This is a genomic window from Vallitalea pronyensis (assembly GCF_018141445.1).
GTDB classification, from domain to species: domain Bacteria; phylum Bacillota; class Clostridia; order Lachnospirales; family Vallitaleaceae; genus Vallitalea; species Vallitalea pronyensis.
This window is the reverse complement of sequence record NZ_CP058649.1, coordinates 971829-998255: the sequence shown is the minus strand read 5'-3', so window position 1 is coordinate 998255 and position 26427 is coordinate 971829. Positions and strand designations below refer to the sequence as shown.

Annotated in this window: 20 protein-coding genes; 5 read left to right on the top strand and 15 right to left on the bottom strand. The window is 37.0% G+C overall.

Translation table 11 applies throughout. The annotated features are described in order from the left end of the window. Positions 1–21 precede the first annotated feature (21 nt). Complete coding sequence (locus tag HZI73_RS04180) at positions 22–474, bottom strand: NfeD family protein (protein WP_212697009.1); 453 nt, start codon at positions 472–474, stop codon at positions 22–24. Between the two features lie 556 nt (positions 475–1030). Between HZI73_RS04180 and HZI73_RS04175 the strand changes: the two genes are divergently transcribed. Beyond that, positions 1031–1972, top strand: a complete 942-nt coding sequence (locus HZI73_RS04175; RefSeq protein WP_212697008.1) for a tetratricopeptide repeat protein — start codon at positions 1031–1033, stop codon at positions 1970–1972. Between the two features lie 444 nt (positions 1973–2416). Here the strand turns inward: HZI73_RS04175 and HZI73_RS04170 are convergent, their stop codons facing one another. From HZI73_RS04170 to HZI73_RS04160, 3 genes are read right to left on the bottom strand one after another with little or no spacing between them, the layout of a single operon-like run. Next, positions 2417–3205, bottom strand: coding sequence for a TrmH family RNA methyltransferase (locus tag HZI73_RS04170; RefSeq protein WP_212697007.1), 789 nt, complete (start codon positions 3203–3205; stop codon positions 2417–2419). Positions 3206–3214: 9 nt separating this feature from the next. Further along, the gene (locus HZI73_RS04165) at positions 3215–3877 is read right to left on the bottom strand and encodes a potassium channel family protein (protein ID WP_246552352.1); all 663 of its coding nucleotides are present in this window, start codon (positions 3875–3877) and stop codon (positions 3215–3217) included. A gap of 29 nt (positions 3878–3906) precedes the next feature. Next, positions 3907–5292 (bottom strand): TrkH family potassium uptake protein, encoded by a 1386-nt coding sequence (locus HZI73_RS04160; protein ID WP_212697005.1) that lies wholly within the window; start codon positions 5290–5292, stop codon positions 3907–3909. A gap of 1327 nt (positions 5293–6619) precedes the next feature. On the opposite strand from HZI73_RS04160, the gene HZI73_RS04155 reads away from it, so the two are divergent. Then, positions 6620–7813: an FprA family A-type flavoprotein gene (locus HZI73_RS04155; protein WP_212697004.1), complete on the top strand. Its 1194-nt coding sequence runs from the start codon at positions 6620–6622 to the stop codon at positions 7811–7813. 180 nt (positions 7814–7993) lie between these two features. On the opposite strand, the gene HZI73_RS04150 is transcribed toward HZI73_RS04155, so the two are convergent. Next, positions 7994–8626 carry a CBS domain-containing protein gene (locus HZI73_RS04150; protein WP_212697003.1) on the bottom strand — a complete coding sequence of 211 codons (633 nt, stop codon included), beginning with the start codon at positions 8624–8626 and terminating at the stop codon, positions 7994–7996. Between the two features lie 224 nt (positions 8627–8850). Between HZI73_RS04150 and HZI73_RS04145 the strand changes: the two genes are divergently transcribed. The 3 genes from HZI73_RS04145 to HZI73_RS04135 are packed head-to-tail and all read left to right on the top strand — an operon-like array spanning position 8851 to position 10667. Further along, positions 8851–9210 (top strand): GntR family transcriptional regulator, encoded by a 360-nt coding sequence (locus tag HZI73_RS04145; protein WP_212697002.1) that lies wholly within the window; start codon positions 8851–8853, stop codon positions 9208–9210. Continuing rightward, positions 9211–9900: an ABC transporter ATP-binding protein gene (locus HZI73_RS04140; RefSeq protein WP_212697001.1), complete on the top strand. Its 690-nt coding sequence runs from the start codon at positions 9211–9213 to the stop codon at positions 9898–9900. Then, the gene (locus HZI73_RS04135; RefSeq protein WP_212697000.1) at positions 9900–10667 is read left to right on the top strand and encodes a hypothetical protein; all 768 of its coding nucleotides are present in this window, start codon (positions 9900–9902) and stop codon (positions 10665–10667) included. Before HZI73_RS04140 ends, HZI73_RS04135 begins: the two co-directional genes overlap by 1 nt. A gap of 176 nt (positions 10668–10843) precedes the next feature. Here the strand turns inward: HZI73_RS04135 and HZI73_RS04130 are convergent, their stop codons facing one another. The 10 genes from HZI73_RS04130 to HZI73_RS04085 all read right to left on the bottom strand — a co-directional run bounded on the left by HZI73_RS04130 (position 10844) and on the right by HZI73_RS04085 (position 26295). After that, on the bottom strand, positions 10844–12946 hold the full coding sequence (locus tag HZI73_RS04130; protein WP_212696999.1) for a methyl-accepting chemotaxis protein: 2103 nt from the start codon (positions 12944–12946) through the stop codon (positions 10844–10846). Between the two features lie 77 nt (positions 12947–13023). Further along, positions 13024–13917, bottom strand: a complete 894-nt coding sequence (locus HZI73_RS04125) for a helix-turn-helix domain-containing protein (protein ID WP_212696998.1) — start codon at positions 13915–13917, stop codon at positions 13024–13026. A 171-nt stretch (positions 13918–14088) separates the two neighbouring features. After that, on the bottom strand, positions 14089–15108 hold the full coding sequence (locus HZI73_RS04120; RefSeq protein WP_212696997.1) for a Gfo/Idh/MocA family protein: 1020 nt from the start codon (positions 15106–15108) through the stop codon (positions 14089–14091). 42 nt (positions 15109–15150) lie between these two features. Further along, complete coding sequence (locus HZI73_RS04115) at positions 15151–16116, bottom strand: sugar phosphate isomerase/epimerase family protein (protein ID WP_212696996.1); 966 nt, start codon at positions 16114–16116, stop codon at positions 15151–15153. 39 nt (positions 16117–16155) lie between these two features. After that, complete coding sequence (locus tag HZI73_RS04110; protein ID WP_212696995.1) at positions 16156–17235, bottom strand: Gfo/Idh/MocA family protein; 1080 nt, start codon at positions 17233–17235, stop codon at positions 16156–16158. 41 nt (positions 17236–17276) lie between these two features. Continuing rightward, a complete protein-coding gene (locus tag HZI73_RS04105) occupies positions 17277–18272 on the bottom strand; it encodes a LacI family DNA-binding transcriptional regulator (RefSeq protein ID WP_212696994.1) in 996 nt (331 codons plus the stop codon). Between the two features lie 337 nt (positions 18273–18609). Further along, on the bottom strand, positions 18610–18768 hold the full coding sequence (gene rd, locus HZI73_RS04100) for a rubredoxin (RefSeq protein WP_212696993.1): 159 nt from the start codon (positions 18766–18768) through the stop codon (positions 18610–18612). A 218-nt stretch (positions 18769–18986) separates the two neighbouring features. Continuing rightward, a complete protein-coding gene (pfkA, locus tag HZI73_RS04095; protein WP_212696992.1) occupies positions 18987–19964 on the bottom strand; it encodes a 6-phosphofructokinase in 978 nt (325 codons plus the stop codon). Positions 19965–20050: 86 nt separating this feature from the next. After that, positions 20051–23542 (bottom strand): DNA polymerase III subunit alpha, encoded by a 3492-nt coding sequence (locus tag HZI73_RS04090; RefSeq protein ID WP_212696991.1) that lies wholly within the window; start codon positions 23540–23542, stop codon positions 20051–20053. 575 nt (positions 23543–24117) lie between these two features. Further along, positions 24118–26295 (bottom strand): methyl-accepting chemotaxis protein, encoded by a 2178-nt coding sequence (locus HZI73_RS04085; RefSeq protein ID WP_212696990.1) that lies wholly within the window; start codon positions 26293–26295, stop codon positions 24118–24120. Between the last annotated feature and the right edge of the window lie 132 nt (positions 26296–26427).

Genomic DNA, 26427 nt, shown 5'->3' with positions numbered 1-26427 from the left:
CCTCCCATGGGATCATTTTAGTTATGGGTTTACACGCTCTACTATAAGCTTAACCCCTTTCACATTTCTAACGATAACTCTCATGTCTGTATCAATGGTGTCACCTGTAAGTGAACGACAACTCCACATCTGTCCTTCTACCTTAGCTTGACCTTTTCCTTCTAAATTATCAATTTTCTGAGTGACAATACCTACTTTACCAATAATGGATTCATAGTTGGTTTTCGCATGACCAATTTTTAAGACTTTCAAAGCAATTGGTCTTGTAAAGTATAAGAGTCCTCCTGATACAATTAAGAACACAAATACTTGAATAGGTACATTAACACCCATGATTGATAATAGTAAAGAAATAAATGCACCAAATGCAAACCATATGGTGGTCAGCCCTAAAGTTGCTGCTTCTATGACTAAACAAACAATAAAAACGCCTAGCCAAATAACGTACGCTTGTTCAGCTATTTCGATTGGCATAGTCTCGACCTCCTTTTCTAAAGAGTTGGATATGCAACAAATAGTAATAAGTTTAACAAAGGAAAACTTTATTCTCCTTTTATAAGCTATACTCTATTTTACAAAAAAATACCATATAATGCAACTTTATTATTTTGGTAATAGTGGAACGCTCTACTAAAATGGTTTGTAGGGAGATTGTTTCATTTGTATTTTACTTTTAAGAATCCCATGGATTACGCCCCTTTTATTTTTTCACAATAGGATAACGTCAATCCCTATAGCATCAAACATATTGCGCTTTAAAATTACAAATGATATGTCTATGATTCTCTTTACTTAATACATTTATCATAAAGTAACAAGATTAATATTGTATTAAAATCCCTTAAATTTCTCATTAGGTTCGCAAAATATGGTTAAACCTCTCTATTATTTATCCCATTCTATTGCTTCATTATTCCATGAGTGGCTAGTTAATCGTTGAAATGGTTGTTGTATTGTAGTATGATGGTAGAAATAGGACGTGCTCATTGATTGGAGAACGTACCTTCTATAAACAGGGAGAGATGAATACATGAAATTTTTAGGTAAAAAGTGGAAATTTGTGGCGATGGCCTATTTTATTGTTGCTTATATTGTAATTATGGTTATTATGAACCAGCCTGTAAGCAGTTTATTACTCAGCTATGCAGGATTCATTCTATTAACCAATATCTTGTTCTTAGGTAGTTCTATTGGTGTTATTGGGCTTATGCTTCAATTTATTGTTAAGAAAGATGATGCTGCTGCACCTTTTTATCGTATTGGTTATCAACTGGGTTCTAATCATATTAATGTCCTCACGTCTTATGGTTTGATCTTATTAAAAGAAAATCAAATTGAGAAGGCTCTAGAGGTGTTTAATAAGACCATTGATCTTAAGCCTTATTTCTTGATTGATAAAATTGTTAAATGTAACATTGCCATCTGTTATTGGAAATTAGGTAATGTGGATGAAGCCATTCGTGTGTATGAGAAAGTTTTTGAAGATTATGCCCTTCCTGTGGACGAAGAAGAAGCGGATACTGATGGTGAGAATGCTTTGGTAGAAGTGGAAGAGGATAGCGAGAAGCCTGAGTATGAGATTACGACGAATACTTATATTTATGCGCAGGATTATACGACACTTGGTTTTTTATATCTTTTGAAAGATAATGTGGAAAAGGCTATTATGAATAGCAAGAAGGCGCTTATTCTGAATGGGAAGTATGCGCCTGCGTTGGATAATCTGGGTCAGATTTATTATCGATTGGAAGATTATAGTGCTTCCTTTGATTATTTAAAACAGGCATTGGAAATTAACCCTAAGATGGCGGATAGTAATTTTTATATGGGATTGGTTATGGAGAAAAAGGGGGATATGGAGGAAGCTAAGAAGTATTATGAGCTTGCTGCTTCTTGTCGTGTGAATGCGCTTAATACGGTGACGAGTGAGGAGATTGATAGGAAGGTGAAGCAGTTTAGGATTGGGATGTGACTTTAGGTTGAGGGATTAGGTGGTTGTAGGGGATTATTGTGGTTATTAGTGGTTATTAGTGATTATTGGTGGTTGAGGTTAGTTGATTGGTTGTTGGATGTGTTAGAATCGGCAACGGATGTTTAGTGGAAGGATATCCTGTGTTAATGCACTCTCGTTGCGGTTGTTGTTGGATTGGTTTATAAGGAAGACAACAAGCCGCAAAAGTCGTTTATTAACACAGGATATCCTTCTTTAAGGTGTGCCAAGTCGAAGGGAGTGAAACCGCTTCGTGGGCAGGTGGTTTGTGTTTGTTGTTGACTTGGTAGGGTTGATTGGTTTTGATTTGATTGTTCTTGAGTTTTATAGAGGGTAATCCATATAGCATAGGAAAAGATAGCGTTGTCGGGTAGACTGGCTATCTTATATATTTGCGTATTCTTTTATTGAAGTCGTTTTGTTTTCTTATGTTGAGAACTTTCTTTGTCTGAGGGTTTCGTAGATGATGATGCTGGTGGCGATTCCGGCGTTGAGGGATTCTGCGTTACCGATCATGGGGATGAGGATGCATTGATTGGCTAGTGCTGTGGTTTGGTCTGTTAGTCCGTTGCCTTCGTTGCCGACGAGGATGCCAAGTCCTTTGGTGAGGTCACAGGTGTAGATGTTTTGGCTGCCTTGGAGGTGGGTGGCTAGGATGTGGATGTCTTGAGATTGGAGGTAGGTGATGTCGTTGGCTATGTTTCGGTCTTTGAGGATAGGTACGCGAAAGAGGGAACCCATGGTGGAGCGGACTACTTTGGGATTGTAGAGGTCTACGCAGCCTGTGGATAATAGGATGCCGCTTGCTCCTGCGGCGTCAGCCGTCCGAATAATGGTACCTAGGTTGCCTGGGTCTTGGATATTTTCTAAGATAATGATTAAAGGGTTATCTGTTAGGAGTTTGTCCAAGGTTGTTGACGTCATTTTTACTAGGCCGATAATCCCTTGGGGGGTGACAGCATCCGTTAAGTGTTTGATGATGCTGTCGGTAACTATTTCAAGGGAGATTTGCTTTTCTTTTGCTTGCTGTATATACGTTTCTTCTTTAGCTAAGAAGCTTTCGGATATAAGGATTTCCTTTAGTTGGTCTGCTGGTATCTCGTTGACCATTTTTTTGCCTTCTACCACGAAGAGACCTTCTTTTTTTCTTGCTTTGGATTGTTTTAATAGTTGTGCAATTTTCTTCACTTTTGGGTTTTGTATACTTGTAATCATATGATTTACCTAATCTTTTACAATATTAATTTTCTTAAGGTCTGTATTGCTGCCGATAACCACTAAGACATCACCTTCTTTTAGGGTAACATTCCCTGGTGTGATGGTGATACTATCGTCTTGTTGGCGAATGGCCATAACGTTGATACCATATTTCACACGCATATCAATGTCTTTTAAGCTCTTGCCTATCCATTCATCGAGGATGGATACTTCTACGATGCTGTAGTCTTCCGATAGTTCAATGTAATCCACAAAGTTATCAGAAATGAGATTGTTGGCAATCCGTACACCTATTTCTCGTTCTGGGAAGACGACTTTGTCTGCGCCTACTTTTTCCAATACTTTTTTATGAATATCATTGGATGCTTTTGCGAGAATAAATGGTATGCCCAATTCTTTTACTAGGATGGTTGCCATAATACTGGATTGCATATCGTTAGATATGGCTATAATGGCTGCATCAAAGTTTCGAACACCAAGGGCTATCAAAGCGTCCATATCTGTTACATCTGCTTGTACAGCATGGGTTACTGAGGCTGCTATATCTTGTATTGTTTCTTCATTTTTATCAATAGCTAAAACGTCACACCCATTCATACTTAATGTTTGGGCCACACTTCGACCAAATTTTCCTAAACCAAATACTACAAAATCTCTTCTTCTTGCCATGTTCATACCCTTCCTTTCACAATCTTTATCTATCCAACCATTACTTTTTCTTCTGGTTTTTTTATACTTGTTTTTGATTTGCCTCTCATGGAGAAAGCAAGTGCCATGGTGACAGGTCCTAATCGACCAATAAACATGGTAATACAGATAATGATTTTACCTATTGTTGTTAAGCTGCCTGTGATACCTAATGTAAGACCAACGGTGGCAAAGGCTGATACGGATTCAAAGAAAATATTCATGAAGCTTGTTCCTATTTCTGTTACCGACAAAATCATGGTTACAGAAATGACAACAGCTATACCAATGGTTACAACAGCTAGAGCTCTTTTTATAATGTTCTCTGGTATAGAGCGGTCATAAGCTTCTGTTTGCTCTTTACCACGAATGACCGATAGAACAGATAGGATGATAACACCTACAGTAACCGTCTTAACACCACCTGCTGTACCAGCTGGTGATCCTCCAACAAACATAAAGAGGATGGTTAAAAACTTGGAAGCATGATTCATCTGATCTAATGGCATGGTATTAAAACCTGCTGTACGAGGTGTGATGGACTGGAACAACGACCCTAACACCTTGTCCTTTATGGATAGGGGTCCAAGGGTATTGGGATTGCCAGATTCCAATAAGAAAAATAATACAAAACCGATGACAATAAAAGAAAATGTCAGGACCATAACAATTTTCGTATGGAGGGTAAATTTCTTAAATGTACGTTTCCAGCCATACTTATTGGCAAATTTGTCTTTCATCACACGGAGCACATCGATCCATACGGTAAAACCAAGGCCGCCTAAGACAATTAATAGGATAACGGTTATATTGATAATGACATCGCCAACATAAGGGGTTAAACTACTGTCCCCAACAATGTCAAAGCCCGCATTACAAAATGCTGAAATAGAATGGAATATGGCCATAAAAACACCTTCCAGTCCATGTTGAGGTACAAAGCGTATGGCTAATAAAATAGCTCCTATTCCTTCAATAAGGAGTGTGCCAAGGACCACATTCTTGGTTAGACGTACCATACCAGATAAAGTATATTGATTAAGCGCTTCTTGAATAATTAAGCGTTCTTTTAATCGTATTTTTCGTCCCATCATGATAAAAAACATGGTTGCAAAAGTCATAAAACCTAATCCACCTATTTGAATGAGTATGAGTATGACGACTTTTCCAAATGGACTCCAAAAGTCCAGTGTATTGACCACAACTAGTCCTGTAACACATACTGCGGAAGTTGCAGTAAATAATGCATCGATTAATCCAATGCTTTTATGTTCATTGGTTGCAATAGGCAGATTTAATAATATGGTACCTAATATGATAAGAAACAAAAACCCTAAAACAAGTATCTGAGTGGGTTTTAGATGAAATCTTATTGTCCACTTCCCTTTCTCATTCATTCCCTCATCCTCCGTAACATCGTTTCGTCAACTGTATATTCGTGCTTATTTTTCTATACGCTAGATTATGTATGTCTTTTGTGTTGCATATAGTTGATGATGATTAGAACACAATCTCTTATAACATGGTGCCAGTGGACTAGCTTATATAGAATTATCTTTCCCAATTATTGTAAACAATAGGCATTATTTTAAGGGCTTTCTCGTAGTAAGCTCTTAATTTAATCCATTATACCATAATATTAGATGGGGACAAAGATATTTTTGTGTGTAATGGTGTCAATTGGTTAGAACTGTGTTAAAGTAGTTTTTTGTCAGTGAGTGATGGTTAAGGTCTTAGCATAGGGTTGGGATGATTTTTATTATGTTGTTTGGTTTGTTTGTGGGTTGTTAGCAAGACATCCGTATCTGGATGGGTCTTAAAAATCCGTTCTGGTTAAATCATCCTAAGAAAAACTAAGGGAATGGAAACATGATATCCTAAAACTTAAAACTCCCTACGGTCAAACACTTAAGTTTTTTAACGGATATCATGCTTCCATTCCCTAAGATTTTCTATGGATGATTTAAAAGTCACGGATTTTTAAGACCCATCCAGATACTGGGCTAATTGTTGAGGCAAGTGGTGTGATCATGAGACTAAAGGTTGTAAGAAAGCAAATATCAAGCTCTATTTGCTAGAATATTGACATTATATGTGCTGTTCGTTTTAAATGATGTAGATTTTTTGTATAGTCTATTAGTATTTATTCAAATGGTTTAATACCATACATATACCTTATGTGCTTGCCTTCATAATGTACAAGATTATTCTCAGCACTTAAAAACCTATAATGCTAAATTTCCCCAAGAGAGTAGTAAATACTAACACTCTAATATTAACGTCAATATGGCGTAAGGTCTTATAGGTAATACGATGAGCGCAGCCACGGACGGCGGAGCGCCTTTCCTTTAAACAGGACGTTTAACGGAAAGGAATAGTATTACCTATAAGACCTTACCAAACCTCTAGCCACCAACAACTATTAGAGCGTTAGTATTTACGGACCCACCCACATTAACATTCTCAACTACCCTACATATTACTACCAACCCCTCCCCACCCATATTGACTTTCTAAACAACCTATGATAACCTCTTGATAATGATATTAATTATCAATTTATTTATGTTATACACAAAATAGTCATAGGATAGATAATGCAGTATGGTATTTTTACTTTTTCAAAATATATAACCATATTATATGCTTACCTATAACTTTTGGATATAATACTAAAAATACATGGTTTAATAAAGCTACATAAGATGAAAGGAGTTAAAAGATATGACAAAAGCGAAAGAAGTTAAGAAAGGAATTTATTGGGTTGGCGCCCTTGATTATGATATTCGTGTTTTTGATGTGGTGATGTATACGGATTATGGTACCACGTATAATGCTTATTTTGTTAAAGGGTCAGAGAAAAATGTGTTATTTGAGACGGTAAAAGATCGTTTTTTTGATGAGTTTTTAGAGCGTCTTCATGAAGTTGGCAGTGTAGATGATATTGACTATTTGGTTGTGAATCATACGGAACCTGATCATGTTGGGTCTGTGGCAAGATTATTAGAACTTAATCCGGATATAACCGTGGTTGGAACAGGGACTGCCATCAAGTTTTTGAAGGATATCATCAATGGACCTTTTAAATCCATGGTTGCTAAAGCAGGTTGTTCTTTGGACTTAGGGGATAAAAGGGTACAGTTTATCATGGCGCCGTTTCTTCATTGGCCAGATACCATGTACTCTTATATTAAAGAAGATGCTGCGCTGATTACATGTGATTCCTTTGGTTGTCATTACTGTGATGATAAAGTGTTCAACGATAGGATTGAAGGGGATTTCATTGATAGTTATAAGTATTACTTTGATATGATCATGGGTCCATTTAAACCTTATGTTTTGGAAGCACTCGACAAAATCAAAGGGTTGAATTTTGATACCATTTGTCCAGGTCATGGACCAGTACTTCGTGAAGATATTGATCGTTATATTGGTCTTTATAAAACATGGGCTACTGAAGTAAAACGTGAAAAGCCAAGTGTTGTTATTGCATATGTCTCTGCTTATGGCTATACTAAGAAAATAGCTGAACGTATTGCAGAAGGTGTTGGTGTTCATGAGGGTATTGATGTGATTCTCTTTGACTTAGTAGAAAGTGATAAGGCAGACGTCATGAAAGAGATTTCTCTTGCTAAAGGACTGCTCCTAGGTTCACCAACCATCGTATCCGATGTATTACCACCTATCTGGGATATTCTCACCTCACTTAATGCTGTGATTCATAAAGGTAAGATAGCTGGTGCTTTCGGTTCCTATGGTTGGAGCGGTGAAGCTGTTGGTAATATAGAAGGTCGTCTTAAGCAATTGCGTCTTAAGATGCCCGTAGAAGGTCTAAAGATACGCTTTAATCCATCTGAAGAAGATTTTCAGGATGCTTTTGCATATGGAGAAAAGTTTGGTAAAGCTATTCTTTGCTAAGTGGTTCAAAATAGCATCATTTTAGTTGTACAAATTTCAGGGGGCTGTCTCATAAGACAGTCCCCTTATATATGCTAAGATTATTCTAATTTCAACGTATATATATCTCATCTTTACTAAATCTACCTGTTGGAGAAGATATAATTACTTTATAGATGCATCATGCTTACTTGCGTTTCATTATACGTCACTAAATTCTCTTACATCAAAACCGTGACTATTCAAGCTCTTAACAACCTTTTTAATATCGTTGGATTGTATCCGCATGGTTATTTCTTGTAAACCGAGTACTTCTGTATCTGCTTGAACGATGTTTTTAATATTGCCTCCAGCTCGAGCAATGATATCTGTAATCTTGGCTAGCTTACCTTTGAAATCATAGATATAGATGACTAACCTTGGCTCATGCATACCGTATATTGCCTGAAATCGATTGATAATCGCTTTCTTCGTCACAATACCGATGAATTCCTCTTGCTCATTAACAACGGGTATAAACCGTAATTTATTATGTTCAAAAAACATGGAAGCAGCTTCTTCCACTAGCAGATCATCATGGACAGAGGGTACGGTGGTTCGCATAAATTCGCGGACTTGTCGATTGAGAAATACTTCTTTAGAGCCCCCATCTTCTTTGAAATAGGATTCGTATACAAATTGTCTGGATAATATGCCAATGAACGTTCTTTTCTCAACAACCGGTAACGATAATAATCCTTTGTCTTCGATAATAGAAAGCGCATGCCCCACTGTATCATCCACGGATATGGTATGTAAATCGTCTACTTTCTGTAAAATTGTGTTAATACGCATATAGTCACCTTCTTTTCTTTTATTTATATGCTATGATACAAAATATCTTCATAGTATAGTATTCTTGTTTAAGTGTCATAAACCTTTTTTTATAAACCTTTTTCCTCCAATTCTTTCCTAAAAAAATAATGGTATAAATTTTAAATTTTTACTTGACAACACAATAGCATTAGTGTACTATTTAACTAGTTCACTAATTCATGCATTTATTTGGAGGTGAATATGTGGAATTTGATAACAGCGTTCCGATCTATATTCAAATTATACAATTGATTAAGAAAGACATCATTACGGGTAAACTTAAACCAGGAGAAAAATTACCTTCTACACGAGAATTAGCACTAAAATATAGTATAAATCCTAATACTTCTGGAAGAATCTATAAGGAAATGGAAAGAGAAGGTATCACGTATAGTAAAAGAGGTTTAGGAACTTTTGTTACTAAGTCTACTGAGAAGATTCAAGTCATTCGTAATGAAATCGCTGATGAACTTATTCATCATTTTATTGAAGGCATGACCGAATTAGGTTACACTAAGGCTATGCTCATTGATATTATTTTAAAGGAAAGTGAGGGGCAATAAATGTTACTTGAAGCAAAAAAACTATGTAAAGGTTACTTATCAAAAAAAGCAATAAAGGATGTTTCCATGGCACTTGAAACAGGAAAAATATACGGTTTTCTAGGTCCTAATGGAAGTGGTAAAACAACATTTATGAAAATGGCTGCTGGGCTATTACATCCAACTTCTGGTGAACTTCGCATTGATGGTCAGCTTATTGGCATTGAAACGAAGAAATTAGCTGCCTACATGTCCACTGATAATTTTATCTATCCCTATATGAAGATTAAAACTGTTCGCGCTTATTTTACCGATTTCTTTGAGGATTTTGATGGAAATCGATTTGATGAATTGCTGAAGTATATGCAATTGGAACCACACCTTAAAGTATCATCACTCTCATCTGGTATGGCTGCTAAGTTAAAAATCGCTGTAACACTTGCTAGAAAAGCCAAGCTGTTTATGTTAGATGAACCGCTTAATGGTATTGATTTGGTTGCTAGGGAGAAGATTCTTAATGCCATTGTACAATGTGCTAATGAGGGTAACACCATCCTTATTTCAAGTCATCTTGTGGATGAAATGGAAAAAATCTTAGACAATGTTATTCTTCTAAAAGATGGCGAAATTGTTCTCACAGGTGAGGCCGAAAAAGTTCGAGAAGAGCAAGGCAAATCCATTGTGGAACTGTATAAGGAGGTATATGCATAATGTTTAAACTAATCAAATATGAATTACTTAAAAAAGTGAATCTGATGTTCATTGCCCTTATCGTTGCCGTAGCCGTAGAGCTTGTTATCGTTTATACCATCTATAGAGGTGGTGCCGCACTTGGTTTTTCCGTATTTTTAATCTTTTTATTAGGTTTTGGTGGTTTAATCATGCTATTTGTCGATAGTATTATTATGTATTCATCTGACCTGTATAAAAAACCAGGTTATATGCTGTTCTTAACACCTAATAATGCTTTTAAAATTATTGGCTCTAAGCTATTAGTGAGTTTAATTGAAGCAGCCGTTGCTGTAGGTTTTTTTATTGGCCTAATGTATATTAATTACCATTTAGTCTATACCCTCTATCTCAATGACTTATCTGGGGAAGCCAAAATGCTTCTTGATTTATTCATAGCATTTACTAAATTGCCTTCTGTTGGTGATATGGTTATGATTATTGTATCCCTTACGGTTAGCTGGTTTACGTTAATCGTTACGGCGTACTTAGCCATTACCATTAGAAAGACACTATTAGCTAATATTAAATTTGGAGGTATTGTCAGCTTTATCTTCTACAGTATTATCCAATTTATTTTGATTTATATTCAAATACAAATTCTTGGTAATGTGGATGCATGGCAAACATCAAATAATGTTGGTATTACCAGTACCGTATCTTTTGCATCCCTTATCTATAGTTGTGTTACAGGTGCAATCCTATACATTAGTTCATCCATGCTATTATCCAAAGGTGTGGATCTATAGATATTAGACAATGAAGGGTTAATACTTGCCTCTTAAAGGAAGTTTTGGCCATCAATAGAATCTATTGGTTGGTGCTCAATTATGAACGATTATATATGTAAAAAGGCTATTTTCAAATGGTTGAAAATAGCTCTTTTTTATGTGTATGACCTCGTTCATTTACATACATATCCCATCTATTTGATTTTAAATTTAGATATGGCTTCTTGCAGAGATTGAGCTTGTTGAGATAAATAATCACTAGCATCAGCTATTTGTTGAATGGTAGCAGATTGCTCTTGGGTTGATGCAGATGCTTCTTCGGACCCTGCCGCATTTTCTTCTGCTATGGCTGATAGGGACTGTATAATATCAAGGATATTGGATTTTTTTAATTCCATATCTGCTACAGAGGTATTCATTATACCAATGGCATGCTCTGCATGTTTGATGGATTTAGCTATATCACGGTATTTATTATCTGTAACGTCTACACTTTCTACTTGTTTCTGTACAATCTCGCTAACTTCTTTCATGCGCATGACCGCATGATTTGAGTTGGTTTTTAGTTCTGTAACCACATCATCAATATCTTTTGTGGAGCTGGTTGATTGCTCCGCTAACAGTCTAATTTCATCAGCTACCACAGCGAATCCTTTTCCTGCTTCTCCTGCACGTGCCGCTTCTATGGCTGCATTTAAAGCCAAAAGATTGGTTTGCTCGGCAATAGAAGCAATGACTTGACTGGCTTGCCCTATTTTAGCTGAACTTTCATCTGTTTTCTTAATCATGGCAAAGATATCTTTTGCTGCCTCGCCGCTATCTTTTGTTTTTGCCGTTAGGTCTTCAATGACCAGTAGACCTTCATCTATTAGCTTAATGGCATCATTGGTTGTATCGTTAACGTTTTTCATCTGTTCTTGATTATCTTTGATGAGTTCTCCTAATTCACCAATCTTACCGGAACCAATTTCAGTCTCTCTGGCTTGGTCCATAGCGCCACTGGCTAGTTCTGTAATGGTTCTTGCCACTTCTTCTGAACTATTGGCAGCCTGTTGGGTTGTGGCGTTTAATTGTTGTGATGAAGCAGATACTTGACCGATGACATCTTGTACATGTTTTATAAGATTAATAAAATTATTCTGCATGGTGACAGTCGCTTTCGTCATTTGACCAATCTCGTCACGGTGTCCCCCTAATTTCTTAATCTTTTTATTGTCATCCGTTGTTAAATCATATGTAGATAATTTTACAATCATATTGGATAAGGTGACAACTGCCGATACAGCATATCGACTATTATAATATAAACTGATGCCTATGAGCAAAGTACCTATTATGGCAATGATAACTAATATAACGAATAAACGGTTTGTTTTCGCCATAAGCTCATTGACAGGTACGATGATGGTGTATGTCCATTTTAGTGAACTGTTTTCAAACTGGATAGGTGTAAAGAATTTATAAGCATCTTTTCCTAAACTCTCTGACCAAGCAATTTCTTCAAACTGCTGTCCTTTTTCAATACGTTCAAGATAATTAACACGTTGATCATTTTTAATTTCACTGCCCATCTTATTCACGCGTGTTTCGTCTTGGTGGGCTAGTACAATGCCCTTGTTATTGACTAAACGGCCAAAACCATTATCAAATAAATGGACACTTTTGTTGATATCTGTAAGCTTCTTAAGGGATATATCCACCCCTGCTACACCATAGAATTTATCATCAATAATAATGGGTTCACAAAAGGTAATGGTTGTAACCTCTTCCCCATTTAATTCATAGGTTGCAGGTTCAGTTATGTAGCTGCTCTTTAACGCTTTAGGTTCCTTATAATACACTTGTTCTTCCACATCAGGTAATGGTTCAAGGATAAGCTCATTCCCACTTCTTCCCCATGCTGGTAAAAATCTTCCTGTCCCATCACTACCAGGTTTATTTCGAGAGCTGGCATCTTGTCCATCAAAAGCGTTAGGTTCAAAAACCACCCATGTGTAGAGATAATTCTCATTTTCTTCTAATGCCTCTTTTAAAATCGTATTCACCATCTGACGATCAGTTGCTCCACCACGTTTCATGTTTTTTAATAAGTCAGCGATACCTTTAGCATCATGAGTAGCATCGTCCAGAATAGCTTCCATTTCATTAGCAATGTTGGCTGTCTGCAAGCGAATGTTGTTTTTATTTTTCTCTTGGACATCGGAATAAGTGTTAACCAATAAAATACTGATAATAATCCCTATTATGAGTGTTGTTATACCTAAGTTCAAAAAAATCAAACGTGTCTTAAGTTTCAATTATAAATCTCTCCTTTAGCCTTCATCTTCATGCAATATTGATTAGCTGCTTTTACGTTGTCATCTTATGCCCCTCATTATTCCTTTTTGATATAATGTGCATGTAGTGGGTATTCTTCATAATGAATGCACCTATTTTTACCTTTGCCGTAAGTTCGGCGAAATGCTGATGGGGTGCATTGATAGTATTCTTTAAAGTATTTTATTAGGTATTTAGGATCAGAAAAACCAGTGACATAACCTATATGGGTTATTGTATAATCCGTCGTCATTAACAGTTTTACTGCACTTTCCATCATGGCATTAAATTTTAGAGCCTTATAGCCACAACCATAACGTTCAATGACATCTTTTCTTAAATGCATATAACTGACATCGAAATGTTGTGCAATTTCTTTTAGGGATAGTTTTTTTTGAGGTGAATCCCCTAGGAAAACATCTCTATAAATCATTCGATTACGTTTAATAATCCGTTCGCTGAACTTCTTAGGGTGTATACCCATACTAATAAAATCAAAATAATCAACAAGATATTCCAGCAAACGTATGATACACACATGGATTTCTTTATTGATATCATTGTTGGATCGTGCCATATGATATAAGAGTTCATCAATATACATATTGACTTTTTCATATTTAGATGGAAATTGATCTCTGTATTTCGCAGAATTGCATTGAATGAGAATCACATCACAATCATGAATAACCTGTTGACAATAGGAGGCATCCATAGACGTAACTGAAACCAGATTTGGTTTTGAAACAGCTTCAATATGATGCACTTCACCGATATTAATAATGACAAAATCTTCTTTGACTAATCTATATTCTTTCCCCCTTATTTTAATACGGATGATACCTTTTAGCACTTTTATGATTGTTATGGCCTCGTCCCAATGATAAGCGTGTCGTTCTATGTTTCTTATGACGGATCGAACTGGTTTCCCTAAAGATTCTATATATGCCATGCTTATTCACCACCAAGCACTATTATGTTACTATATTAAACCATTTATTTCAAAATTACTTTGACAATTGTTGGGTTTATTGACATTTTTTAGTTGAAAAAAGCAAAAAAAGACTATTTCATTGGGTTGAAATAGTCTTTTTCATGCTGTCATATAAACGTGTATGCTATCCTAAAAAACAATACGTTCTTTGGATTTTCCACCATCATAGATGGCACAGATCATTTTTTGTGTCTTATAGGCTTCTTCACCGGTGATATCCGGTTGTTTACCTTTTCTAAGACTGTCATAATAATTTTCTATTTGTTTAACATGGCTTACACCCCAATAGGATTTTACATCACCATAATTAAATACTTCGTGGGGATCAGCATCTGCTGTGATGGTTTTACCATTTTTAAATGTCACAATACCTTTATCTGCAACCATCTTCGCAATACCCTTTTCGCAATAAAGTTCTATCTCAACGGGTGCATCATAACCATAATAATTGATGGCATAGAAACCTGCTACCACACCATTCTTATATTTAATTACACCCTCAGCTGAGTCTTCCACTTCAATGATTTCATGAGCTCTATTGCTAATATTAGCATCCACATATTCGATTTCACTGTCTATGAACCAGCGCATAAGATCCATGGTATGAATGGCTTGATCAATGACAACTCCGCCACCTTCTTTTTCCCATGTGCCTTTCCAGTCACTTCTGGTATAGTACTCATCGGACCGGTCCCAAGTAACGGATAGCTTACCAGAGATAATTTTGCCCAGTTGACCGGATTCTAAGGTTTCTTTAATGAGCTTAGAACCTTGATTATATCTGTTCTGAAAGATGACACCTAATGTGACATGATTAGCTTTTGCCACATCGATCATTTCTTTGGCATCTTCTAATTTGATTGACATGGGTTTTTCTGTGAGTACATGCGCTTTATTTTTGGCTGCATAGATCGCTACAGGTGCGTGCATATAGTGAGGTGTACATATATGAACCACATCTAAATTCTCTTGGTCAATCATTTCTTCGTAATCGGTATAATAACCGCATCCTAGTTCTTCTGCACGTTTCTTTGCTCTATCTTCTTTGATATCACAGACTGCAACCAGCTCTGTATCTTGTAATTTATCCACAGGATAACCGTGCATTGGAAAAATATTTCCACAGCCTACAATCCCAACTCTTAACATTGTCTATTCATCTCCATCTCTAATGTCATAGGATATACTGAGCTACGCCCAAAACATATCGCCACTTTCTTCAAATATCATCACTTCTTTTAGGAAGTTGACCGCCTTGGTTAAGCCTTCATTAACAGACATGAGTGAGTCCTCATGTTCAATGCTTACCACATAATCATAGTCAATCATACGTAATGTACTGATAATCTCTTTCCATGTCTCATAGTCATTTCCATACCCAACGGTTCTGAATACCCATGAACGTTCAAGCTCGTTATCATAATGCCTCACATCTAATACGCCATTAACCCCACAATTAAGTCCGTCAATTTTGGTATCTTTTGCATGGAAGTGGAATATGGCATCTTTTAATTCTCGAATAGCTGCTACTGGATTAATCCCTTGCCAAATAAGGTGACTTGGATCAAAATTGGCTCCAATTTCTGGACCAACGGCGTCACGAAGCTTTAATAAGGTATAGGGATTATACACACAGAAGCCTGGATGCATTTCTAATGCTATCTTATCCACACCATGGGCTTTTGCAAAGGTAGTAGCCTTTTTCCAATAAGGTATGAGCACTTCTGTCCATTGATATTCCAAGACATGTGTATAGTCTTCTGGCCATGGGCAAGTGACCCAGTTGGGTGTTTTATCATCTTTTGATCCACCTGGACATCCTGAAAAAGTATTAATCTGATGGATGCCTAACTTCTCAGCTAATAAGACCGTTTTCTCAAAAGCTTGGTGGAACGCTTCTGCTACTTCTTTATCAGGATGTACAGCATTACCATGACAACTTAATGCACTGATACCCATGTTATATGTGTTTAATGTCTGTTTAAATTTACTAAGTTGTTGGTCATCATGTAAGAGTATATCTGGATTGGCATGGGCATGACCTGGATACCCGCCTGCACCTAATTCTACCATGGTAACACCTAAATCACTTAATAAAGCTAAGGCTTCGTCTAAAGGTTTATCGCTTAATAATGGTGTAAAGACGCCTAATTTCATCGTTATGAACTCCCTTTCATATATGTTGCAAGTATGCTTTTATAATGTAACTTCTTTTCCTAATTCTGCGGACTTATAAATAGCTTCTAATATTTGGGTGACCACTAGGGCTTCTTCTGGTTTTACCACAGGTTCTGTATCGTTTAATATGCAATCAATAAAACTTTTTGCTTCAATGTCAGCAGCACTCATGGTTTCACCATCATAGAAAGCAACACCACCTGCACCTAATTCAGGTTTCTTTGTGTATAGTTTATTAAATTCCACACCATTTATACGGAGACCGTCTTTCATATCCGCACCAGCTTGTGTACCACATAAGGTTGTCTTCGCTTCGTCAACGTCTAATGAGTTAAGTGCCCAGCTGGATTCTAAGACAATAGACGCACCATTGTCCATGGTTATGAATCCAAATGCAGAATCTTCAACGGTAAATTCATCTTGATTCCAATCACCCCATGCATTACCTGTTTCCCTTTGCTCACCTAATTTTTTGTAGGAAGCGCCAACGACACGAACGGGTTTATAATTATTCATACACCATAACGTTAAGTCAAGGGCATGTGTACCGATATCAATTAATGGTCCGCCACCTTGCTCTTCTTCATTAAGGAAAACACCCCAAGTTGGTACGGCTCTTCTTCTAATAGCATGTGCTTTTGCGTAGTATACCTCACCAAGGTCACCTCGTTCACATGCTCTTTTTAGGTAAGTGGAGTCTGCTCTAAAACGATTTTGGTAACCTATGGTTAATTTCTTCCCTGTTCTTTTTGCAGCCTCAATCATAGCTTCCCCTTCTGCAGCAGTTTTAGCCATTGGTTTTTCACACATAACATGGCAACCAGCTTCAAGAGCATCAATGGTAATAAAGCTGTGTGATTTATTTGGTGTACACACATAAACTACATCTAAGTTATGATTGGCTAACATTTTCTTATAGTCTGTATAGACCTTGGATGTCTCAGCCCCATATTGTTCAGAAGCTTCCACTGCACGCTCTTCAACTAAATCACAGAACGCTACCATTTCCACATGGTCTACTTTAGCTACACTTGGCATATGTTTACCGTTAGCTATTCCTCCACAACCAATAATACCTGCTTTTAATTTTTCGCTCATTTGTAAAATCCTCCTATGCATTTATTTAATTATGTACTTTATTAACGGGAAGGCAATGTTGAATGACGAATAATCAATTCATGTTCCATCGTTGTAATGGCATGCTGATCGCCTACCCCTTGAATCCGCTGCAACATAACTTCCATTGCTTTTCTGCCGATATCGTATCGAGGCTGAGCAATGGTTGTAATGGATGGTTCGTACATGGGTGCGATACTGTTATTGTCAAAGCCGATAACAGCTACATCCTGTGGTACACTTAATCCTTTACGCTTTAACTCCTTAATGGCGCCAACTGCTATAATATCGGATATACAGAACACTGCTGTTGGAGGTTCTTGCAAATCAAATAAACATTTGATACCTCGCATACCGCCTTTATAAGAAAATGTCTGATTGACAATGTATGCTTCATTAACTTCAAGGCCTGCCTCCGTTAGAGCACATTTATAACCTTGAATACGAGCATTGGATGAACCTACTGCATTGACCGATATCATACCTATCTTCTTATGTCCTAATCTAATTAAGTGATTGGCTGCTTCATATCCTGCTGCCTCATTATCAATGGTAATAACAGGGGCTTCAATGCCTGGCTTATACTCATTACATAACACAACAGGGTAGCGCTTAGCCAGTTGATTAAATGCATCTTTATCCATGGCAGGTGATGTGAAAATAACACCATCCACCAATTTATTTTTTAAGAAATCCAAGTATACATTTTCTAACAAGACATCTGTATTTGTATTACATATTAATACATGATAATCATGATCATGTGCCACATCTTCCATTCCTTTCACTACTTTGGAATAAAAAGAGTTGGCTATATTCTGTAGTAATACAAGAATCATTCTTGTTTCTGACCGTCTCAGATTTCGACCTAATAGATTGGGTTGATAGTTTAATTGGTTAATAACAGCTTGCACCTTATCCCTTGTAGCACTGGATACTGCCTCACTATGATTGAGGACTCTTGATACCGTTGCTACGGATACACCTGCCATCTTAGCCACTTCCTGAATCGTTGGCATACGAACCTCCTTATGGTTGTAATTGTTTACATTTTAGATAGTTAATTACTATCTTTATCATGGTTTAGTCATCATGTAATCCGTTACATTAAATGTACAACAATTGGCCTTATATGTCAATATATTTTTCCTATAAATTCTTGATAATTCATGTACTATTTTTACTTCTTATACCCTATTGCCTACACCCTTTTCACTTTTTGATAAAGCATCCTTATGAAATATGAATAAGCCCAGTATCTAATACATAATCTTCATTACCCGTCTACTGTTGTGCCTACAAGAGAACAAAAAGGCTATCTCATTTTTTATAAAACGAGATAGCCCAATAACAGCTTTATTCTTCTTCAAATTGGTCTTTTCCTACGCCACATAAAGGGCATACCCATGTATCTGGAATATCCTCAAATGCTGTTCCTGGTTCTACACCATTTTCTGGGTCTCCTTCTTCTGGCACATAGACATAACCACAAACCATACATACCCAACTGTTCATCTTCATCTCTCCTTTGCTTTTTCATTATTGTTTAAGAGAATTCTATGCTATCATCAATCATTCCCATACATATCATTATTCTATGCATGATTTATTTTTTTGATGTTAACAGTTGATCAATTAAGCGCCATCTATTGGATTAACATATACACTGGTTATAGTATTTGCTATGGATTCATAATTATTCTGAAATGAATAGCAATGTTTCGTTAATCGGATTAGATGGATAAAACACGACTTACTTCATAGCGTAAATCACTCATTGATTTTTTCATATCCAATGCTTCATTAATATCATAATCCACATACTGTCCGTCTTTATAGGCTACAACCCGGTTACTTTTACCTTCAGCAAGTAAATCAACTGCAAAAGCGCCCATCATGGATGCATGCATACGGTCCACTGCTGTTGGACTGCCACCTCTTTGTAAATGGCCAAGGATAGTGGCTCTTGTTGATATACCTGTTACTTCTTCTATTTTCTTAGCCAGTTTAACAGAATCTAGATTGGAACCTTCTGCGTTAATAATCAGGTTATGACGTTTTCCTTTGTTTCTATTTTCAATAATCATACGGATTAATGCTTCCGTGGACATGTTTTCTTTTTCTGGTAAGAGTACCGCCTCAGCACCGTTAGCTATGCCTGTCCATAAAGCAATGTAACCGGCATCTCTACCCATGACCTCTACAATGGAACATCTTTCATGGGATGTGGATGTATCTCTGATTTTATCAATGGCTTCCATTGCTGTATTAACAGCTGTATCAAAACCAATGGTATAATCTGTGCAAGCAATATCAAGATCAATGGTTCCTGGTAAACCAATGGTGTTGATGCCAAGGTTAGCTAATTTTTCTGCACCTTTAAATGATCCGTCACCACCAATGACAACCAGTCCATCAATGCCAAACACTTTGCACATATCTGCACCACGTTGTTGTCCTTGTGGCTCCATGAACTCTAAACAACGTGCTGTATGCAGGATTGTTCCACCTCTTTGAATAATATCGGATACACTCTTTGAGGTCATTTCATGAATATCACCTGATATCAAACCATTGTATCCTCTATTAATGCCTACGACTTTCATCCCTTTTGCCAAAGCAGCTCTTACAACGGAGCGAATAGCTGCATTCATTCCTGGTGCATCGCCACCACTGGTTAGTACGCCAATTGTATTAATCTCTTTTGTCATTTCTTTACCTCCATGTAACATGTATTTGAGTTTTCATTATTTTATATGGTCATTTACAATGGTCCTATCGACGTATGTGTTCATTTCTATCTTTGTTTATGTCCTAATGTTCTTTTAACCTTAACACATTCTTCACCTAAAATCAATTTTAATTCATCCAATAGAACCTTCTCTATAAGGACACCAGATGTGATATCCCATTGTTTTGCTGTTTTTTCTTTTTCTAAGTATATGATAACTTGATTTGAGCCTTTATATGCATCAAGTTGTTTTACCAGCTTGCTTTCTAACATTTGATAGGTTTCAAAGTCTTTTACTTTTAGATAAAGGCTCTGGTTAATTCTATCAAAGGGTATGAGTTTCTGTAGAATAATCTTTGAGTCTTGTTCTTCCACAAGGCTCACTCTACCTTTTATAAAAATCTTAGCATCTTCTGTAAGAACGTCCTTGTTTCTTTCATAATCATTAGGAAATATAATGATTTCTACCACACCGTATAAGTCTTCCAATGATATAAAAGCCATCATCTTATTGTTACGGGTTGTTTTAATCGTCTTGGTGGTAATCATACCTCCAATGGTTACATCTTGACCATCATACAACTTATTGGGCGAACTCTCGTCCTCATCATAAATAAAATCAAGGCTCCTCACATTGGTTAATTCTTCTATGGCTTCTTTGTGTTTATCAAGAGGATGTCCACTTAAGTAGATACCCAATACCTCTTTTTCATGGGTGAGCAAGGCTTCCTCAGGAAACTCGCCTACATCGGGTAGTTGTTCTTCAAAGGAGGTATGGTCTTCACCTTCTGATGATGCAAAGTCAAAAAGATTAATCTGGCCTTCAATGCTTCGCTTTTTAGTCTGCATGATGCTGTCCATAATGGCTTTATAAGCATGCATGTACTGTTTACGTGAGCCATTTAATGAATCAAAAGCTCCTGCTTTAATTAAACTCTCTAACATACGCTTATTGATTTCACTGCCCAGACGTTCACAAAAATCTGTTATACTCTCAAAGGGTCCATTGGCTTTACGTTCTGCTACCAGACCTTTAATGGCGCCTCTTCCAACATTCTTAATGGCTGCTAAACCATAACGTATTTTCCCGTCTGATACGGAGAAATTAGCGTAACCTTCATTAACATCCGGTGGCAATAAAGCAATGTCCATATGCCTACAGGTACCTATATATTCGGATACTTTTGATCCGTGATACATGACGGATGTGAGGAGCGCCGCCATGAATTCAACGGGATAATATTTTTTGAGCCAAGCAGTCTGATAAGCCACTACCGCATAGCAAGCCGCGTGGGATTTGTTAAAGGCATACTTAGCAAAATCGATCATTTCATCGTAGATTTGGTTGGCAACTTTCTCACTAATACCATTGTTAATACATCCGATAACCTGCTCTTCTTCATTGCCATAGATGAAATTCTTTCTTTCTTTTTCCATGACCTTGGCTTTTTTCTTAGACATGGCACGACGTAATATATCACTTCGCCCCAAGGTATAGCCTGCTAGGTCCCGAACAATCTGCATCACTTGTTCCTGATAGACAATACACCCATAAGTAGGCTGCAAAATAGGCTCAAGCTCTGGGCAAGTGTATTCAATGTTGCCCTGACTATGCCTGCCTTTAATGTATTTTGGAATGAAATCCATAGGTCCTGGTCGATATAAGGATACCCCTGCAATGATGTCTTCTAAAGAATTGGGTTTCAACTCTTTCATGAAATTCTTCATGCCTGCACTCTCAAGTTGGAATATACCTTCTGTTTTACCGGAACCAATCAGCTCATATACAGCTGCATCATGATAATCCATGTGGTCGATATCAATCTCAATGCCTCTATGTTTAATGAGTTTTACTGCATTTTGAATGACAGTTAGGGTTCTAAGGCCTAAGAAATCCATTTTTAGAAGCCCTAATTCTTCTAGGGTAGTCATGGTAAATTGGGTGGTGATAGCACCATCGTTAGCATTAAGAGGTACATATTCCATAACAGGTTCTTGACAGATTACAACCCCTGCTGCATGGGTAGAACTATGCCTTGGAAGACCCTCCAAACGCATGGACATGTCCAATAAGTATTTTGTTTCCTCGTCTTCGTTATAGATGTCGGCCAGTTCACGATTAATCTTAAGGGCCTTTCCAATGGTGATGCCCAACTCAAAAGGTATCATCTTCGCTACCTTATCCACTTGAGCATAAGGTAAGTCAAGGGCTCTACCTACATCCCTTATAACGGCTCTTGCTGCCATTGTTCCAAAGGTAATAATCTGAGCTACTTTTTCCTCACCGTATTTTTCTACCACATAGTCAATGACTTCTTGACGCCGTTCATAGCAAAAGTCAATATCGATATCTGGCATGCTGACACGATCTGGGTTTAAGAATCGCTCAAAAATCAAGTTGTATTTAATCGGGTCAATATCTGTAATCCGTAGTGCATAGGCTACAATACTTCCTGCGGCTGAACCTCTTCCTGGGCCAACCATAATATCATGGTCCTTGGCATATTTTATAAAATCCCAGACAATGAGAAAATAATCCACATAGCCCATTTCTTCAATAACAGACAGTTCATATTCCAGGCGTTCTTTTATGTCGTCTGTTGGGTCTGAATAACGGGCATGCAATCCTTCTGTACAGAGTTTTCTAAGATAAGAACTGGCATCATAGCCTTCAGGTATATCATATTTGGGTAATTTGGTTACACCAAATTCAAAATCCACGTGACAACGTTGTGCTATATCATATGTATTCTTAAGAGCGTCCTTAGCGTAAGGGAACAGCTCGTACATTTCATCTGGTGATTTAAGATAGAATTGTCCGCCTTTATAGCGCATACGGTCTTCGTCATTGACCTTTTTATTGGTTTGAATACACAAGAGAATATCATGTGCTGCTTGGTCTTCTTTATAGGTATAATGAATATCATTGGTTGCCACTAGTGGAATACCTGTTTCCTTGCTCATACGCACAAGTTCTTGATTGACTTGCTTTTGCTCTTTATAGCCATGATCTTGCAGCTCTAAGAAAAAGTTGCCTTCGCCCATAATACGCTGGTAATTGAGAGCTACTTCTTTGGCTTTATCATAAGAGACTGTCAATATCTTATTTTGTACATGACCACCTAGGCATGCGCTTAAAGCAATGATACCTTCATTATATTGTTCCAATAGTTCCAGGTCGATTCTTGGTTTATAATAAAAGCCTTCTACAAAGCCTATGGATACTAGCTTCATTAAGTTTTGGTAGCCCGTATTGTTTTCTGCTAGTAAGACCAAATGATAGGATGATGCGTCCAGTTGGGGGTCCTTGTCTGTTCGTTTCCTGGCTGCAACGTAGACTTCACAACCTATAATGGGTTTAATATCATTGGCAATTGCTTCTCTATAAAAATCAATGACACCATACATGACGCCATGGTCTGTAATGGCAATGCTATCCATGCCCAAGTCTTTTGTCATAGCAATTAATTCTTTTATTTTGCTTGATCCGTCTAGGAGACTGTATTCAGTATGTACGTGTAAGTGTGTAAAGGGTAATTGCTGTTGTGTGTGGGTCATTTTGAATCACCTCGCTTTGTGGTGTTGGGGGGATTTGTAATTTATGTAAAAGTAACATGATTAATCTTTTTTATCTTTCATATTTTATCATATTTTTGGAGGGTTAGGCAATGGAGAAGAACATAAAACATAATATTTTGTTTTAATTTGGGTGTGGTGCAAGACATTCGTAGGTGAAGGGGTATCAAAAATCTGTTCAGGTTAAATAATTGAAGAAAATCTATATCCCCTGGAAAAATAGCTTCCTAAAACTTAAAACTCCCTTCGGTCAAACATGTTAAGTTTTTTAACGGAAGCTATTTTTCCATGGGATAAGGTTTTCTAACAATTATTTAAATATCACGGATTTGTGATACCCCTTCACCTACTTGGCTAGTTTGAGTGGGCGGGGGATAGTGCCTGCACTTCACAACTCTTGTTTTAAGTAAAACAAGAAGCTACGTCTCAAGTACCATGTATAGTTTCTGGAAAGGTAATTTTCCTTTACATTAACATGATAGTTGAGGGTAGCTTCTCTTGTTTTGTCGTTAACTTTTAAATGATAGATGTTATTGTTTTATGTATATGTAGACTGATTATTTGATTTTAAATCCTTCTAGGCTTTTGTTCATATCTTGAATAACGCCTGTTAGTTCGTTGGACATCTGTACTAATTGTTCTGCTGATGATGTTTGCTCTTCGCCAGTGGCTAAGACTTCTTCGATGGCTGCGGCTGATTCTTGAGCAATGGATGCGATGCTGGTTATGGAGTCAATGGCTTCGTTCTGGGTTTCTTCTAATCCAGATAACATGGCGAATACTTGTTCAACTTTTTCTTTTATAGCATCCATGTTATAGACAATAAGGTTAAATGCATCATCTGTTTTACGAACTGCTTGTTGTTGTCTTGTGTAGATGTCGCTGCCATCTTCTATCATTTGGGCTGTTTTATTGGTTGCTTGATGCACTTTTTTTACGATGGTTGATATATCTCTAGCGGCGTCTTTTGATTGTACGGCAAGTTTTCTTACTTCATCGGCAACAACAGCAAAGCCTCTTCCTGCTTCCCCTGCTTGTGCTGCTTCTATGGCGGCATTGAGGGCTAATAGATTAGATTGCTCACTGATACCATCGATTAATCCAATGATCTTCAGTATTTCTTGGAACTTATCCACTAGTTCACTGATATCTGATTTGATATGCCCTGATAACTCACTGGATTCTGCTGTACTCTCATTTAACTCCGTGATAATACTTGCTGCTTCAACACTAATTTCTTTGGTATTGTTGGTTGCTTCCACAACATTGTTGAAGTAATTTTCAGTATCGTTTACTTTGCCTACTAATGCTTGGACAACACTCGCAGCTCTCTCTGCATCTGTTGCTTGTTCCATGGCACCTTGTGATACAGATTCTACGGCTACCATGACTTCTCTGGAGCCTGCCGCTGAATGTTGAGCAATGCTGGATACTTCTGATGAATTTGTTGCGACTACTTGTGTTAAACCTTGGGTGTTAAGGATTAATTTCTTGGTACTGTCTAACATGGCATTATAACTCTTGGAGAGTTGTCCCATATCGTGTTTACCTTTTATATTGGATACTGCTGTTAAATCGCCTTCTTCTACTAGCTTCATTTTCTTTTGAATGTAGCGAATAGGATAAGAAATATTCATGGATACAATAAAGGCGATGATAGCTGCTAAAACACAAATAAGGACACATAACCATACAATAACCCCTGTTATGGATTGGATGAGACCTAAGAACTTGTTTGTCGGTACTTGTTCAACGAAATACCAATTGTTCTTACTCATGGCATAAGCTGTCATCTTACCTTTTTGCATAAAGTCTCCAACCTTACTATCTTCGGTTATTCTACTTGTAATTTCTGAAAAGTCGGCGAACTTCTCACCAATGTTTTCATTATGGCTGTGATCAATAATCAATCCTTGGTCACAGAGTAAGTAACCATCCACTTCATCATCTAACAGATTAAATGCTTCCGCGATATAGGATTTCTTGACTTCAATAACTAATATACCAATTTCTTCAGCTGTTGACATCCGAGATAGCTTTCGCATGATGTAGACACTGTCTTTATTTTGACCAAAGTTACTAAACCATACTGCTCTGCCCTTTGCTGCATTGACTTGTTCATAGGCTTCGCTTTCAAAAAATCCTTCTTCTATTTGATCTTTGGCTGATTTTGAAGAAATGGTTTCATTTCTCTTGAGAATTAAAATGTTTTCAATGTTGTAGTTGGAATAATGAACAGAGAAAAGTTTTTCGTTAATGAGACTTTCCCGTTCTTTTATCATATCAAACAAGTTTTCATAATCCGCTTCTGTCTTACTAACTGCTTTCATTAAGGAGTCATCGCCCATGATCACCATGGATATATTCTCCATTTCGTCCAGTTTCATATTAATATTCATGCTAATGCTGGTTACCAGCTTTTCATTTTGGCTACCCACTTGATTGGTTACGCCTTTTCTTACTTGTGATAAGATCACCAATGCTACGATGAGTATCGGTAAGATAGCCATGATAGTATGGGACAGCATGAGTTTCACCTTTAGAGGTAATCTTTCCTGAATAGCTTTATCATAGTTTGTAACATCCTTCATATCCCGTGTGCGTTTCTCTTTTTTCTCTTTTACTTTTTTCATTGTTTTTTTAGAAGATTTAGTGATTTTCTTTACTTTTGGCTCTTTCACTTTTTTTGTTTTTTTCGCGAACTTTAGCTTTGGCGGCTTACGTTTCTGCTTCACTTAAAAACACCTACCCTCTCATAGAAATTTCCATAATTTACATTTTACTACATTATACTATCTTATGCATGTTTATGCAAATATATTGTTTCTTTTGAGACTTTTATCCCATAATTTGTTATTAGATGTAAA

Coding starts and splice junctions, on each gene's coding strand:
- HZI73_RS04180 (WP_212697009.1), bottom strand. CDS start 474: ATGCCAATCGAAATAGCTGAACAAGCGTACGTTATTTGGCTAGGCGTT.
- HZI73_RS04175 (WP_212697008.1), top strand. CDS start 1,031: ATGAAATTTTTAGGTAAAAAGTGGAAATTTGTGGCGATGGCCTATTTT.
- HZI73_RS04170 (WP_212697007.1), bottom strand. CDS start 3,205: ATGATTACAAGTATACAAAACCCAAAAGTGAAGAAAATTGCACAACTA.
- HZI73_RS04165 (WP_246552352.1), bottom strand. CDS start 3,877: ATGGCAAGAAGAAGAGATTTTGTAGTATTTGGTTTAGGAAAATTTGGT.
- HZI73_RS04160 (WP_212697005.1), bottom strand. CDS start 5,292: ATGAATGAGAAAGGGAAGTGGACAATAAGATTTCATCTAAAACCCACT.
- HZI73_RS04155 (WP_212697004.1), top strand. CDS start 6,620: ATGACAAAAGCGAAAGAAGTTAAGAAAGGAATTTATTGGGTTGGCGCC.
- HZI73_RS04150 (WP_212697003.1), bottom strand. CDS start 8,626: ATGCGTATTAACACAATTTTACAGAAAGTAGACGATTTACATACCATA.
- HZI73_RS04140 (WP_212697001.1), top strand. CDS start 9,211: ATGTTACTTGAAGCAAAAAAACTATGTAAAGGTTACTTATCAAAAAAA.
- HZI73_RS04135 (WP_212697000.1), top strand. CDS start 9,900: ATGTTTAAACTAATCAAATATGAATTACTTAAAAAAGTGAATCTGATG.
- HZI73_RS04125 (WP_212696998.1), bottom strand. CDS start 13,917: ATGGCATATATAGAATCTTTAGGGAAACCAGTTCGATCCGTCATAAGA.
- HZI73_RS04120 (WP_212696997.1), bottom strand. CDS start 15,108: ATGTTAAGAGTTGGGATTGTAGGCTGTGGAAATATTTTTCCAATGCAC.
- HZI73_RS04115 (WP_212696996.1), bottom strand. CDS start 16,116: ATGAAATTAGGCGTCTTTACACCATTATTAAGCGATAAACCTTTAGAC.
- HZI73_RS04110 (WP_212696995.1), bottom strand. CDS start 17,235: ATGAGCGAAAAATTAAAAGCAGGTATTATTGGTTGTGGAGGAATAGCT.
- HZI73_RS04105 (WP_212696994.1), bottom strand. CDS start 18,272: ATGCCAACGATTCAGGAAGTGGCTAAGATGGCAGGTGTATCCGTAGCA.
- rd (WP_212696993.1), bottom strand. CDS start 18,768: ATGAACAGTTGGGTATGTATGGTTTGTGGTTATGTCTATGTGCCAGAA.
- pfkA (WP_212696992.1), bottom strand. CDS start 19,964: ATGACAAAAGAGATTAATACAATTGGCGTACTAACCAGTGGTGGCGAT.
- HZI73_RS04090 (WP_212696991.1), bottom strand. CDS start 23,542: ATGACCCACACACAACAGCAATTACCCTTTACACACTTACACGTACAT.